Raw genomic sequence first — 12769 nt, forward strand, 5'->3', positions numbered from 1 at the left:
GCTTTGCGCGTGCGTGGTGTTTTCGGGAGATGGCATGAAAGAGTATCTGGAGCACAACCTGCTTTATCGTTACCTCGGGACCAGCAGTCCCTACTGGCGCTTGCTTTCTGACAGCAATGCGCTGCAGCTTTCCGCCTCCGAAGGCGCTGATACCCGCCACGCCGTGGCACTCACCGATGACCAGGCCGGGCAAATTCGCGCCATGACCGTCATCACCTCCAGCGTTACGCTCACCCTTTCGCTGTTTGGCGAGGAAGCCCCTGTTCACCTGGTAGGGCGCAAGGTCTCACGCCGGGAATGGGCCGGTTCCGCTTCCGCCTGGAACGACACCTCGTCGGTGGCACGCGATCTGGTGCAGGGACTCTCTTTTGCCGAACAGGTGGTGTCGGAAGCCAACTCGGTGATCGTCATTCTTGACCGCCTCGGCAATATTCAACGCTTTAACCGACTGAGCGAAGAGTACACCGGCATGAAAGAGCATGAGGTGATTGGGCAGAACGTGTTCAAGCTGTTCATGACCCGCAGCGAGGCCGCCGCGTCTAAACGCAATATTTCCGGTTTTTTCCGCAACGGCAGCGCTTACGAAGTGGAGCGCTGGGTAAAAACCCGCAAGGGGCAGCGGCTGTTCCTGTTCCGCAATAAGTTCGTGCACAGCGGGAGCGGGAAAAATGAAATTTATCTCATCTGCTCCGGCACCGACATCACCGAGGAGCGACGCGCCCAGGAGCGGCTGCGGGTGCTGGCTAATACCGATACCATCACCGGCCTGCCGAACCGCAACGCGGTTTATGAGCTGATCAGCGATGCCATCACCCACCGTGCCGACGACAGCCAGGTGGGTATTGTCTATCTCGATCTCGACAACTTCAAAAAGGTGAACGATGCCTACGGGCATATGTTTGGCGATCAGCTGCTGCAGGCGGTGTCGCTGGCAATACTGAGCTGTCTGGATGAGGGCCAGGTACTGGCGCGTCTCGGCGGGGATGAGTTTATCGTGCTGGCAACGGACACCTCGCAGAGCGCGCTGGAGGCGATGTCGTCGCGCATTCTCACGCGGCTCCGTCAGCCGTTCCGCATTGGGCTTATCGAGGTCTATACCGGCTGCTCGGTCGGCATCTCCCTCGCCCCGCAACACGGGGTGGATCGCGAGAGCCTGATCCGCAACGCCGATACCGCGATGTATACCGCGAAAGAGAGCGGACGCGGCAAGTTCTGCGTCTTCTCACCCGAGATGAACCAGCGGGTGTTTGAGTACCTGTGGCTCGATACCAACCTGCGTAAAGCGCTGGAAAAGGATCAGCTGATCATTCACTACCAGCCGAAAGTTACCCGGAGCGGGGAAGTCCGCAGCCTGGAAGCGCTGGTGCGCTGGCAGTCACCGGAGCGCGGTCTGATCCCGCCGCTCGATTTCATCTCTTATGCTGAGGAGTCCGGCCTCATCGTGCCACTCGGGCGCTGGGTGATGCTTGATGTGATGCAGCAGGTGGCGAAGTGGCGGGAAAAAAGCATCAATCTGCGGGTTGCGGTGAACGTTTCCGCGCGCCAGCTGGCAGATCAGACGATCTTCAGCGATCTGAAACAGGCGCTGCGCGATCTCAATTTTGAATACTGTCCGATAGACGTGGAGCTGACCGAAAGCTGCCTGATTGAAAACGAGGAGCTTGCCCTGACGGTGATCCAGCAGTTCAGCGCGCTGGGCGCCCAGGTGCATCTGGATGACTTTGGCACCGGGTATTCCTCGCTGTCGCAGCTGGCGCGTTTCCCGCTTGATGCCATCAAGCTCGATCAAAGTTTTGTGCGCGATGTTCACAAGCAGTCCGTCTCCCAGTCGCTGGTGCGCGCTATCGTGGCGGTGGCGCAGGCGCTGAATCTGCAGGTGATTGCGGAAGGCGTGGAGAACACGAAAGAAGACGCCTTTCTTACCAAGAACGGCGTCAATGAACGGCAGGGTTACCTGTTTGCTAAACCCATGCCCGCTGCCGCATTCGAGCAATGGTATCAACGTTATCTGGCACGCACGGCGCGCTAGCTGACTTTACGCAGGGCCGTCGCGGTATGACGGTTCTGCAACTGCACCAGGCGTTCCATATAGGCGATATCCTTCTCTTCGATGTTGAACGCCGCATCCACCCAGTCTTCCGTGATCTCCATCAGCTCGGCGCGCGGCAGGCGTAGCACCCGCTGACGCGCCCGCAGCATCGCCTTCACGCCGTTGAGTTTCGGGCGCAGCGTGTCGATGAAGGTGCGGGTCGCCACGTAGCTCTGCCCTGGCTCGAACAGCAGATCCACCAGCCCCTGCTGTTCATGCCACTCGGCGGTATGCGACTCGCCTTTGTAGATCAGCGCTTCCGCGAGTTTCATACCGGCACGACGCGCGACTAACGAATAGCCGCCCATACCGGGAAACAGGTTGAAGGCAATTTCCGGGAATCCCATGCGGGCATCGCGCTGCGCCAGTACGAAGTGGTGCGCCAGCGCTGCCTCGAAGCCACCGCCGAGCGCACTGCCCTCCACCATCGCCAGGCTGATGGCACCGGTATCAAAACCGCGCGAGGCGGCATGTACGCAATCGACGCAGGCGCGGGCATAGGCCCGCAGCGCTTCGCGACGCCCGCTGCGGATACAATCGACAAAGAATTCCAGATCGCCGCCGGTGTTATACAGACCGGGAACCAGCGAACCGGTGACCCAGAAATCGACCTCATAGCCCGACTGCTGCACCAGATAGCCAAGGTTCATGATCTCTTCAATCAGCACGTGATTGAAGCAGGGTCGCGGTTTTGCGCTCAGCATCATCCAGATGGTGCGCCGCTCCTGCTCATAGAAACCGGAGAGCTGGGTAAAGCGCGCGCTGTCGGTGAAGATTTTGCAGGTGGGTTGATGTAAGACTGTCATGGTCATGTCCTCTGTTGGTGAAAATGCGCATAATGCGCACACTCAGCCTACTCCACCGTCAGCAAACCGGGATCGGTACCGTGTCGCGCTGGTCAAAGGTAACTATCTGATGCGATAACGACTTTACGACGCGTAACTGCTTCTCTTTTGACGCCGTTTTTAGCATGATAAAGCACTACTCGTTTAAGGGGGTTTTATGCCGATAGTGGATACCAAAAATCTGGCGCAGCGTATCGATACGGTTCTCGATATTCTGGTTGCGGGCGACTACCACTCCGCCATCAATAATCTGGAAATCCTGAAAGCGGAGCTGATTGCGCTGGAGCAGCGTGAAGACAGCAATACCCAGCCGGGTGCGGTAAAGGCGCCGTGGGAGATCTGAACACCGCCGTACGCGCAGCCATGCGCTGCGCTCCCTGTTCTCAACTTTGGCGACGCCGTGTCGCATAACCCAGACCGAAGATGAATTCCCGACAACAGACAATTTTACAGATGGTCATCGACCAGGGTCGCGTCAGCGTCGCCGAGCTTGCCAGAACGACGGGCGTGTCCGAAGTCACTATCCGTCAGGATCTTAATCTGCTGGAGCGACAGAGCTATCTGCGCCGCGCGCACGGCTACGCCGTACCGGTAGACAGCGACGATGTGGAAGCGCGCATGATGAGCAACTTCCCGCTGAAACGTCGCCTGGCGATGGCCGCCGCCTCGCTGGTGCAGGATGGCGAAACGGTATTTATTGAAAACGGCAGCAGTAACGCCCTGCTGGCGCGCGAGCTGGCAGAGCACAAGCGGGTTACCATTATCACCGTCAGTAGCTACATCGCGCATCTGCTGAAAGAGACGGAGTGCGAGGTGATCCTGCTGGGGGGCATTTATCAGAAGAAAAGCGAGAGCATGGTCGGCCCGCTGACGCGTCAGTTCATCGGCCAGGTCCACTTCAGCAAAGCGTTTATCGGTATCGATGGCTGGCTGCCGGGCACCGGCTTTACCGGGCGCGATATGATGCGCAGCGATGTGGTCAGCGCGGTGCTCGATAAAGAGTGCGAAGCGATTGTGCTGAGCGACAGCTCAAAGTTTGGCGTGCTGCACCCCTACACGCTGGGCACGATAAACAAGTTCAGCCGTATCATTACCGATGACGGTCTGGATGGCGATATTCGCGCCGCGCTTGAGCGCGACGGTTTGACGGTGGATACCGTACCGCGTACTACCCCTGTCTGAACCCGGCTCCGCGACGGCGGAGCTGCTGATCTATAAGAGCTTTCCTACGCCTGAATTAAGATAATTTACCTGGCGCAACAACGTGAAAAACATAAAAATTGTTCATAACGATATCACAGAAAGTAACTATCACTCGCGTGACCAGTTAATGTTGATTTTCGCGACATCGTTTCACGGATTGGCGCTTTAAGCGTTGTGATTGCCACTATACTTAGAGAGTAACTTCCTTCCGTGAATCAATAATTCAGGAGAAAGTATTATGTCATTAAACACAAAAAAAATTGCGACTGCGGTACTGGCGATCACTCTGGCGATGTCCGTGAGTGCATGTTCTAACTGGTCCAAACGTGACCGTAACACCGCAATCGGCGCAGGTGCCGGTGCTATCGGTGGTTCGGTGCTGACGGATGGTAGCGCGCTGGGTACCCTGGGCGGTGCAGCAGTCGGTGGTATTATCGGTCATCAGGTTGACTGATAACGCACACCTGCAAAAGCGTAATGCTTTGACGTAATCACTGAACGTTGCGAATTACAGGTCTGGCTTGAATGCCACGCTATGAAAAAAGGCCACGGTTTCCGTGGCCTTTCTCTTTTCTGCAAACGCATCAGCCGCCGGCCAGTTTGACCTTCATGCCGCGCGCTTCCAGAAGACTTTTGATCAGGTCGCGCTTATCACCCTGAATTTCAATCACGCCCTCTTTCACCGACCCGCCGCAGCCGCATTTTTTCTTCAGCTCCGCGGCAATAGCAGCAAGCGTTGCGTCATCGGCGTCGATACCGGTGATGAGGCAGACGCCTTTACCTTTACGTCCGCTGGTCTGGCGCTGAATGCGCACGATGCCATCGCCCTTCGGGCGCTCCGGTGCAGCCTTCGGTTCGTCAATGCGGCCCGTTTCGGTCGAATAGACCAGGCGGCTGTTATCGTCTTTCATTATGCCTCCTGCTTGAGCGATGCCAGAATATCGCGTAGTGCCTGCGCCGGATCGGCGGCCTGGGTAATCGGACGGCCAATCACCATGTAATCCACGCCGGCACGTTGAGCATCCGGCGGCGTCATGATACGGCGCTGGTCCCCGGCTTCACTGCCCGCCGGACGAATACCCGGCGTCACCAGCTTAAATGCCTGCCCGAGTTCCGCTTTGAAGCGCACCGCCTCCTGGGCAGAGCACACTACTCCGTCCAGCCCACACTGCTGGGTTAAGCGCGCCAGATGTTCGGCGTGCTCCGCGGGCGATGCGGTAATACCGATATCCGCCAGGTCGCTGGCTTCCATGCTGGTCAATACCGTTACGGCAATCAGCAGCGGAGCCTCTTTTCCGAAAGGCACCAGCGCTTCACGGGCGGCACTCATCATGCGCGCCCCGCCGCTGGCATGCACGTTTACCATCCACACGCCAAGATCTGCCGCCGCCGCCACCGCGTGCGCTGCGGTATTAGGAATATCGTGGAACTTCAGGTCGAGAAACAGCTCAAAGCCGCGCTGATGCAGATCGCGAACCAGCTGCGGGCCAAACAGGGTAAACATCTCTTTGCCGATTTTCAGCCGGCAGTCGCGCGGGTCGATACGGTCAACAAACGCCAGGGCGCTGTCGCGATTAGCGTAATCCAGGGCCACCACCACGGGTGAGTCGGTGACAGAACGCAAAGTGGAGGATTCAGTTAATTTCATGACCGGACCTTCTGAGAGAGCACCTGACGCGGCGCGGATGGATAAACGGCATGCATTCTACCTGCCGCCCCGAAAAATTTACAGGTGCGATTTCCCCTGCCTGACGATGTCGACACTGTTGCTGAGGCTACGTAATGATATACAATTAGTATGTTGTAACTAATGTGGATGTAAAATAAACGGGCAGTGCCTTACTGCCCGTCCAGCCCACGAATGGGTTTGATAGAGGACCATGCCCGACACGACGGACAGTGCCAGTACAGCGTGAATGCCGTGAAGCCGCACTTCTGGCAGCGATAGCGCGGTTTGGTGCGCACCTGTTCGCCTACCATGTCGCGCAGCACCATCAGGCTCTCTTTGGCACGCCCCTCTTCCGCATCGTGAAGGTGATAGTCCATCAGGCGATGGAATACGCGCATGGTCGGGTGGCGCTGAAGTTGGCGCGTGATATAGACCTGCGCCGTCTCTGAGCCTTCGCGCTGCTCCATCACCTCGGCCAGCATCAGCTCGGCGGTAGCGCCGGTATTCTCTTCCACGCAGCGCTTGAGGAATTCTGCCCAGTCCTGTGGTTTGCCGAGTTGCTGATAGCACACCTGCAGCATCTCCAGCGTTTCACTCACCAGCTCGCGGTCCTGCTCAATGACGCGCTCCAGGCTTTCCACCGCTTTCGCATAGTCGCCTTTGGCGATATAGATCCGCCCCATCATGATGGAGATACGGGCGCTGTTGCGATCCGCCGCAGCCCCCTTTTTGAGGAGTGACATGGCTTTATCCATGTCATCGCTGCCCATCATCTGCAGGGCCAGCTCGCAGTAAAAGTGCGAAATTTCCAGCCGCTGCTGGTCCTTGCCGAGTTTGACCAGCCGTTCCGCGGTGTCGATGGCTTTCTGCCAGTCACTGGTGGCCTGGTAAATCTGCAGCAGCTGTTGCAGCGCGCTGACGCGAAAGTCAGTTTCGTCGACCAGCTGCCCAAACATATCTTCGGCGCGGTCATACATCCCGGCTGCCATGTAATCGCGGCCGAGCTGCTGCACCGCCAGCAGGCGCTGGTCGTAGGTAAGCGAGGCGCTCTCCATCAACGACTGGTGAATGCGGATGGCGCGGTCCACTTCGCCACGCGAACGGAACAGGTTGCCGAGGGTAAGATGCGCCTCAACGGTACCGGTGTCCTCTTTAAGCATGTCCAGGAACAGGTCGACCGCTTTATCCTGCTGGTTACTCAACAGGAAGTTGACCCCGGCGACGTAGTCGCGCGAAAGACGGCTGGCTTCCTGCTGCTTATCCTGTTGTGCACTTCTGCGCCCCATGTACCAGCCATAGGCGGCCGCAACCGGCAGCAGCAGAAACAGCAACTCCAGCATCAGTAATTATTCCCGAACCGCAGGGGCAGACGACACCGGCGCGGTTTGCGTGGCCGATGCCAGTTGCTGCTCAAGGCGTTTGATTTTACGCTGCGCGCGCGCCAGCTGAACGCGACCGCGCAGCCAGAACAGCCCGCAAATCAGCCAGCCGATGATGAACCCGGCGGCAAACAGCAGCGCCAGCAGCGTTGAAATGCGGTATTCACCCTGGGCGAGCAAGAAGTTGAAGGTCACCTGCTGGTCATTTTGCGCACCCAGCGTGACGGAGATAACGAAGATCGCTAATACCAGTAAAAAAATAAGTAAATATTTCACATGACGTCCCGTATGTGGTCTGAGCGAAGAGATGTAATCCGACCTGAAGCCCACCACATAAATTAACATTTTCAGCCGCGGCGCGAAATCGGAAAAGCGCCGCGGCATCGGTATTTAGTGAGGGCGCGATTAAAAAAATCAACCCTTAGTGCGTTTCCTGGTCACGTTCAGCAATTTCTCGCTGCTCCTGGATCGGCGGCGTCAGCGGGCCGCATAAACGCAGGGCAATCCAGGTTGCCAGCGTCACCAGCAGCCAGGAGATAAGCGTAGCTACGACCAGATCCCGCGGCCAGTGCATACCGAGCAGCATGCGGCTGCTCATCACCCCGGTCGCCCACACCAGCAATACCGCAATGGTCACCACGCGGCGACGTGGCCACAGCAGGCCTACACCCAGCAGTGCCCAGCTGGCAGCAAACATAGTGTGCCCGGACGGGAAGGCAAAGCCGGTCTCTTTCTGCCAGTGTTTACGCAGCCAGCCGGGAATGTCGGTGTTGTCTTTGAGCTGCTCGTGCACCACCTGACCACGGGCTTTGCGATCGAGAGTGTAGAACTCGCTGGCTGGCACACGATGGGTTTCTTCAAGCCAGACCACGTACGGACGCGGCTCCTGCACCTGCTCTTTAATGAAGGATTTTGTGTATTGCCCAACCACGATCGCCGCGCCCAGAATCGCGAACAGCACGATGGCGGGTTTGAGGCGAAAGCGTAAACACCAGAGAAACCAGGCAAACAGCAGCACGTGCGTAATTATCCCCCACGGGCGGGTGACGGTTTCTGTTATCCAGTACATCAACTTCAGCCAGTCCGGATGTCCGGTTGGGTGCCAGTGCCATCCGGAAAACCAGACGATAAGAGGAATAATAATCAGGGCGCCTGCCCCGATGGCGGTCCGTTTCGCGATATCCAGCATGTTTGCTCCTGTTTTCAATACCTTTCAAGCATAACCGAAAACCGCGCTGGCAGCAGAGCCCTGACCGATTAGTGCGCTTAAAAACGTGCAGCCAGGGCTTCAGGTAGGCGAAGATGGCGCGAATGTGGCAAAATACCCAGTAATGAAAACGCCTTACGGCGAAAGAGGCATTTGTTGAATGCCAGAATGTCGGAGAATCACATGCAGCTTAAACGTGTGGCAGAAGCCAAACTGCCAACCCCCTGGGGCGACTTCCTGATGGTCGGGTTTGAAGAAGTGGCAACCGGACAGGACCATGTGGCCCTGGTGTTCGGCGATATTACCAGCAGCGATGCGGTGATGGCGCGAGTGCATTCCGAATGCCTGACCGGCGACGCGCTGTTCAGCCTGCGCTGCGACTGCGGCTTCCAGCTGGAAGCGGCGCTGTCACACATCGCCGAGGAGGGTCGCGGTATTCTGCTCTACCATCGCCAGGAAGGTCGTAACATTGGTCTGCTGAATAAAATCCGCGCCTATGCGCTGCAGGATCAGGGCTACGATACGGTAGAAGCCAATCATCAGCTGGGCTTTGCCGCTGACGAGCGCGACTTCACCCTGTGCGCCGATATGTTCAAGCTGCTGGGTGTGGATGCGGTCCGTCTGCTGACCAACAACCCACGTAAGGTTGAGATCCTCACCGAAGCCGGAATCAACATCGTTGAGCGCGTTCCGCTGATCGTGGGTCGCAATCCGGAGAACGAACATTACCTGGATACCAAAGCAGAAAAGATGGGCCACCTGCTGGGTAAGTGACGTTGTCACGAGTCACTGCCAAAATTAAGGCCTGCGTTGCAGGCCTTTTTCATATCTACAGCATGTTGCGGATCACATAGTGCAGGATGCCGTCGTTACGGTAATAGGTCAGTTCATTACCGGTATCGATGCGGCAACGGCACTCCACCACTTCCGTGCTGCCGTCAGGCCGCGTAAGGGTAACGGGCACCGTGGCACCCGGCGTAATGCTCTGTAAGCCGGCAATATCGATCCGTTCTTCCCCGGTCAGCTGCAGCGTTTTGCGCGTTACGCCCTCCGGGAATTCCAGCGGCAGAATGCCCATTCCGATGAGATTTGAGCGGTGAATACGCTCGAAAGATTCAGCGATCACCACCCGCACGCCAAGCAGACGCGGACCTTTAGCTGCCCAGTCGCGGCTGGAGCCGGAACCGTACTCTTTCCCGGCAATCACCGCTAACGGCAGCCCATCTTCCTTATAGCGCATCGCCGCGTCGTAAATCGACATCACTTCATCACCCGGCAGCAGACGTGTCATGCCCCCTTCCACACCCGGCACCATCTCATTGCGGATACGGATGTTGGCGAAAGTGCCGCGCATCATCACCTCGTGGTTACCGCGACGCGAACCGTAGGAGTTGAAATCGTTACGCTCCACGCCGTGACTCTGGAGATAGCGTCCTGCCGGGCTGTCGGCTTTGATGCTCCCCGCTGGGGAGATATGGTCAGTGGTCACCGAGTCGCCGAGCATTGCCAGAACCCGCGCGCCGTGAATATCTTCCAGCGGCTTCGGCTCGTGCAGCATATCGTCAAAGAACGGCGACAGGCGGATGTAAGTTGAGTCATCCTGCCAGCCGTAGGTGTCCGAACTTTCGACTTCAATCGATTTCCACTCGTCGGTGCCTTCGAACACTTCCGCGTACTCTTTGCGGAACATGTCGGTAGACACCTGCTCCACCGCACGAGCGATCTCCTGGCTCGACGGCCAGATATCTTTCAGGTAAACCGGATCGCCTTTACGGTCGTGGCCCAGCGGATCGGTTGCCAGATTAAGATTCATGTTGCCCGCCAGCGCATAGGCGACGACCAGCGGCGGCGAGGCCAGCCAGTTGGTTTTCACCAGCGGATGGATACGCCCTTCAAAGTTACGGTTCCCGGACAGCACCGCGCCGACGGTAAGATCGCCCTGGCGGATCGCCTGCTCAATGGGTTCCGGCAGCGGGCCGGAGTTACCGATACAGGTGGTACAGCCGTAGCCGACCAGGTTGAATCCCAGCTCATCGAGATATGGCGTCAGCTTCGCCTGGGCCAGATAATCGGACACCACCTTAGAGCCCGGCGCCAGCGAGGCTTTCACCCACGGCTGGCGTTTCAGCCCCAGCGTCACCGCTTTTTTCGCCAGCAGCCCTGCGGCCATCAGCACGCTCGGGTTCGAAGTGTTAGTGCAGGAGGTGATCGCCGCGATGACCACCGCGCCGTCGGGCAGCTGGTTCTGCTCGCCCCGGAATGTGTAATCCACCGGATGACGCGTTTTTTGCGCCGTGTTGATCTCCAGCTCGGTGCTGGCGGCAAATGCCTTCGGTACCTCGCTCAGCGGGACGCGATCCTGAGGCCGTTTGGGGCCGGCAAGGCTGGCTTCCACATCATCCATACGCAGTTCAAGCGTGCTGGTAAAGACCGGTTCGTCGCCAGGGTTGCGCCACATGCCTTGAGCTTTGGCATAGGCTTCGACCAGCGCGACCTGCTCGTCGCTGCGCCCGCTCAGGCGCATATAGTCGAGGGTAACGGCATCAATCGGGAAGAAGCCGCAGGTAGCGCCATATTCCGGGGCCATGTTAGCAATGGTGGCACGGTCGGCCAGCGGCAGCGTATCCAGCCCGTCGCCGTAAAACTCCACGAATTTGCCCACTACACCGTGCTTACGTAGCATCTGGGTCACCGTGAGCACCAGATCGGTTGCGGTAATGCCTTCGCGCAGTTTACCGGTCAGCTTAAAGCCCACCACGTCCGGGATCAGCATCGATACCGGCTGGCCGAGCATCGCCGCTTCGGCTTCGATACCGCCAACGCCCCAGCCGAGCACGCCAAGCCCGTTGATCATCGTGGTGTGGGAGTCGGTACCGACCAGGGTGTCGGGGTAAGCAACCATCGCGCCATCCTGCATCTCACTCCACACCGCTTTACCGAGATACTCCAGATTGACCTGGTGGCAAATGCCGGTGCCGGGCGGCACAACGCTGAAACGGCTGAAGGCCTGTTGACCCCAGCGCAGAAACGCGTAGCGCTCGTGGTTACGTTCCATTTCGAGACGCACGTTCTCTTCAAAGGCATCATCATCACCGAAGTGGTCAACGGTCACGGAGTGGTCGATGACCAGATCGACCGGCGACAGCGGATTCACTTTGGCAACATCGCCGCCGAGGCGTTTGACCGCTTCGCGCATCGCGGCCAAATCCACTACGGCAGGTACACCGGTAAAATCCTGCATCAGCACGCGTGCCGGACGGTAGGCAATCTCGCGATCGGCGTGGGCCGTTTTCAGCCACCCCGCCAGCGCGTGGATATCTTCGGCGGTAACGGTGTTTTCATCCTGCCAGCGCAGCAGGTTTTCGAGTAAAACTTTTAGCGACTTGGGTAAGCGCGCAATATCCCCAAGTTCTTTAGCGGCCAGCGGCAGGCTGTAATAGTGGTAGGTTTTATCAAGCGCCTGCAGTGTATCCCTGGTGGCTTCGCGTAACGTCGACGACATAGCTCCTCCTTAATGAAAGGGATTGCGATACCCTGACGACCATCAGGGTTAGTATTAAAGATAACACAAAATGTCGTAACGTTTTGATAACAACCCGAATTGATAAATGCGGCCGTCAGACGGTAAAAACAAAAACGCCCGGCATCAGCCAGGCGTTATTTTTAGATCCAAACAGGACGTGTTAGCGCAGTATCACCCACAGGAGCTGAGCCCAGACCAGTGAGGAGACGGCGAAGGCCCCAAACCAGGACCAGTATTTGACACTGATAACGTTATTCATAGTTCACACCGCAAATAAGAATCATTCATATAAACTGAAGAGTTATTCAGTTCAGAGTATGCTGTCTGTAATTATCGCCCAGTACAAAACGTCGTTTTTAAATTAAAAGTGTTAATGACTTTAAGAAACTATTGTAATGACGTTGCTGCCATTATTGTTTTTTGTGATCTGGTTCCGCAAACAGCTCAATAAAAGCTTGCTGCTGAGCTGAGAGCTTCCAGGAGGCCGGAATCACAACAGATTCAGCACTTTCAGACTTTTCTTGTGCTTCACGCGGCTGACACATTTCGCGTGCGCAGTAGTGACGTTGCTGAACACTCATGCTCAGCCCCAGAAATTCCAGACCAGCAGCGCCACACCAGCCCAGAACAGGGCTGAAAGCAAAAACACCGCAATCCAGGCTTTGCGCTTCAGCGCATCATCCTTGTGCGGCTCTTCACTTCCTGTCGGCATTACTAACCTCGTGCAATCGGTATCACTAATCATATTCGCACCAATCAATTGGCAGAGCTAATCGTCTGTTGAGATAAATCTTAAAGATACTGTAGACGAAAATCCAGTGAATTTACGTTTGTTTATGGACTAAATATTTAAT

At 57.1% G+C, this 12769-nt stretch carries 15 protein-coding genes; 5 read left to right on the forward strand and 10 right to left on the reverse strand.

Going from position 1 to position 12769, the window contains the following annotated elements; genetic code table 11:
• Positions 1 to 34 precede the first annotated feature (34 nt).
• Entirely contained in the window at positions 35 to 2029 is a 1995-nt protein-coding gene (gene pdeR, locus KFZ77_RS10605) for a cyclic di-GMP phosphodiesterase (protein WP_264384156.1), read from the forward strand.
• On the opposite strand, the gene KFZ77_RS10610 is transcribed toward pdeR, so the two are convergent.
• Positions 2026 to 2895 carry a crotonase/enoyl-CoA hydratase family protein gene (locus KFZ77_RS10610; RefSeq protein WP_264384157.1) on the reverse strand — a complete coding sequence of 290 codons (870 nt, stop codon included), beginning with the start codon at positions 2893 to 2895 and terminating at the stop codon, positions 2026 to 2028. The genes pdeR and KFZ77_RS10610 overlap by 4 nt on opposite strands.
• Positions 2896 to 3091: 196 nt before the next feature.
• Here KFZ77_RS10610 and yciZ point away from each other — a divergent pair, with 196 nt between their 5' ends.
• The 3 genes from yciZ to osmB all read left to right on the forward strand — a co-directional run bounded on the left by yciZ (position 3092) and on the right by osmB (position 4591).
• On the forward strand, positions 3092 to 3277 hold the full coding sequence (gene yciZ / locus KFZ77_RS10615; protein ID WP_031524606.1) for a protein YciZ/DeoL: 186 nt from the start codon (positions 3092 to 3094) through the stop codon (positions 3275 to 3277).
• A gap of 80 nt (positions 3278 to 3357) precedes the next feature.
• Entirely contained in the window at positions 3358 to 4116 is a 759-nt protein-coding gene (gene yciT, locus KFZ77_RS10620; RefSeq protein WP_264384158.1) for a DNA-binding transcriptional regulator YciT, read from the forward strand.
• Positions 4117 to 4375: 259 nt separating this feature from the next.
• Entirely contained in the window at positions 4376 to 4591 is a 216-nt protein-coding gene (gene osmB, locus KFZ77_RS10625) for an osmotically-inducible lipoprotein OsmB (RefSeq protein WP_024547548.1), read from the forward strand.
• A gap of 130 nt (positions 4592 to 4721) precedes the next feature.
• Here osmB and yciH read toward each other — a convergent pair whose 3' ends face one another.
• The 5 genes from yciH to pgpB form a co-directional block, all read right to left on the reverse strand.
• A complete protein-coding gene (gene yciH, locus KFZ77_RS10630) occupies positions 4722 to 5048 on the reverse strand; it encodes a stress response translation initiation inhibitor YciH (RefSeq protein ID WP_264384159.1) in 327 nt (108 codons plus the stop codon).
• Positions 5048 to 5785, reverse strand: coding sequence for an orotidine-5'-phosphate decarboxylase (gene pyrF, locus KFZ77_RS10635; RefSeq protein WP_264384160.1), 738 nt, complete (start codon positions 5783 to 5785; stop codon positions 5048 to 5050). Before pyrF ends, yciH begins: the two co-directional genes overlap by 1 nt.
• Positions 5786 to 5976: 191 nt before the next feature.
• Complete coding sequence (lapB, locus tag KFZ77_RS10640; protein ID WP_264384161.1) at positions 5977 to 7146, reverse strand: lipopolysaccharide assembly protein LapB; 1170 nt, start codon at positions 7144 to 7146, stop codon at positions 5977 to 5979.
• A 6-nt stretch (positions 7147 to 7152) separates the two neighbouring features.
• Positions 7153 to 7461: a LapA family protein gene (locus tag KFZ77_RS10645; protein ID WP_031524614.1), complete on the reverse strand. Its 309-nt coding sequence runs from the start codon at positions 7459 to 7461 to the stop codon at positions 7153 to 7155.
• A gap of 145 nt (positions 7462 to 7606) precedes the next feature.
• Positions 7607 to 8374: a phosphatidylglycerophosphatase B gene (pgpB, locus tag KFZ77_RS10650; protein WP_264384162.1), complete on the reverse strand. Its 768-nt coding sequence runs from the start codon at positions 8372 to 8374 to the stop codon at positions 7607 to 7609.
• Positions 8375 to 8575: 201 nt separating this feature from the next.
• On the opposite strand from pgpB, the gene ribA reads away from it, so the two are divergent.
• Positions 8576 to 9166, forward strand: a complete 591-nt coding sequence (gene ribA, locus KFZ77_RS10655) for a GTP cyclohydrolase II (RefSeq protein WP_264384163.1) — start codon at positions 8576 to 8578, stop codon at positions 9164 to 9166.
• Between the two features lie 55 nt (positions 9167 to 9221).
• On the opposite strand, the gene acnA is transcribed toward ribA, so the two are convergent.
• The 4 genes from acnA to KFZ77_RS10670 all read right to left on the reverse strand — a co-directional run bounded on the left by acnA (position 9222) and on the right by KFZ77_RS10670 (position 12627).
• Complete coding sequence (acnA, locus tag KFZ77_RS10660; protein WP_264384164.1) at positions 9222 to 11894, reverse strand: aconitate hydratase AcnA; 2673 nt, start codon at positions 11892 to 11894, stop codon at positions 9222 to 9224.
• A gap of 181 nt (positions 11895 to 12075) precedes the next feature.
• Positions 12076 to 12174, reverse strand: a complete 99-nt coding sequence (ymiC, locus tag KFZ77_RS19715) for a small membrane protein YmiC (protein ID WP_313795553.1) — start codon at positions 12172 to 12174, stop codon at positions 12076 to 12078.
• Between the two features lie 151 nt (positions 12175 to 12325).
• On the reverse strand, positions 12326 to 12496 hold the full coding sequence (locus KFZ77_RS10665) for a hypothetical protein (RefSeq protein ID WP_169738135.1): 171 nt from the start codon (positions 12494 to 12496) through the stop codon (positions 12326 to 12328).
• Positions 12497 to 12498: 2 nt separating this feature from the next.
• Positions 12499 to 12627, reverse strand: a complete 129-nt coding sequence (locus tag KFZ77_RS10670) for a YmiA family putative membrane protein (RefSeq protein ID WP_072002068.1) — start codon at positions 12625 to 12627, stop codon at positions 12499 to 12501.
• Between the last annotated feature and the right edge of the window lie 142 nt (positions 12628 to 12769).

This window comes from Siccibacter colletis (assembly GCF_025914095.1).
GTDB classification, from domain to species: Bacteria; Pseudomonadota; Gammaproteobacteria; order Enterobacterales; family Enterobacteriaceae; genus Siccibacter; species Siccibacter colletis.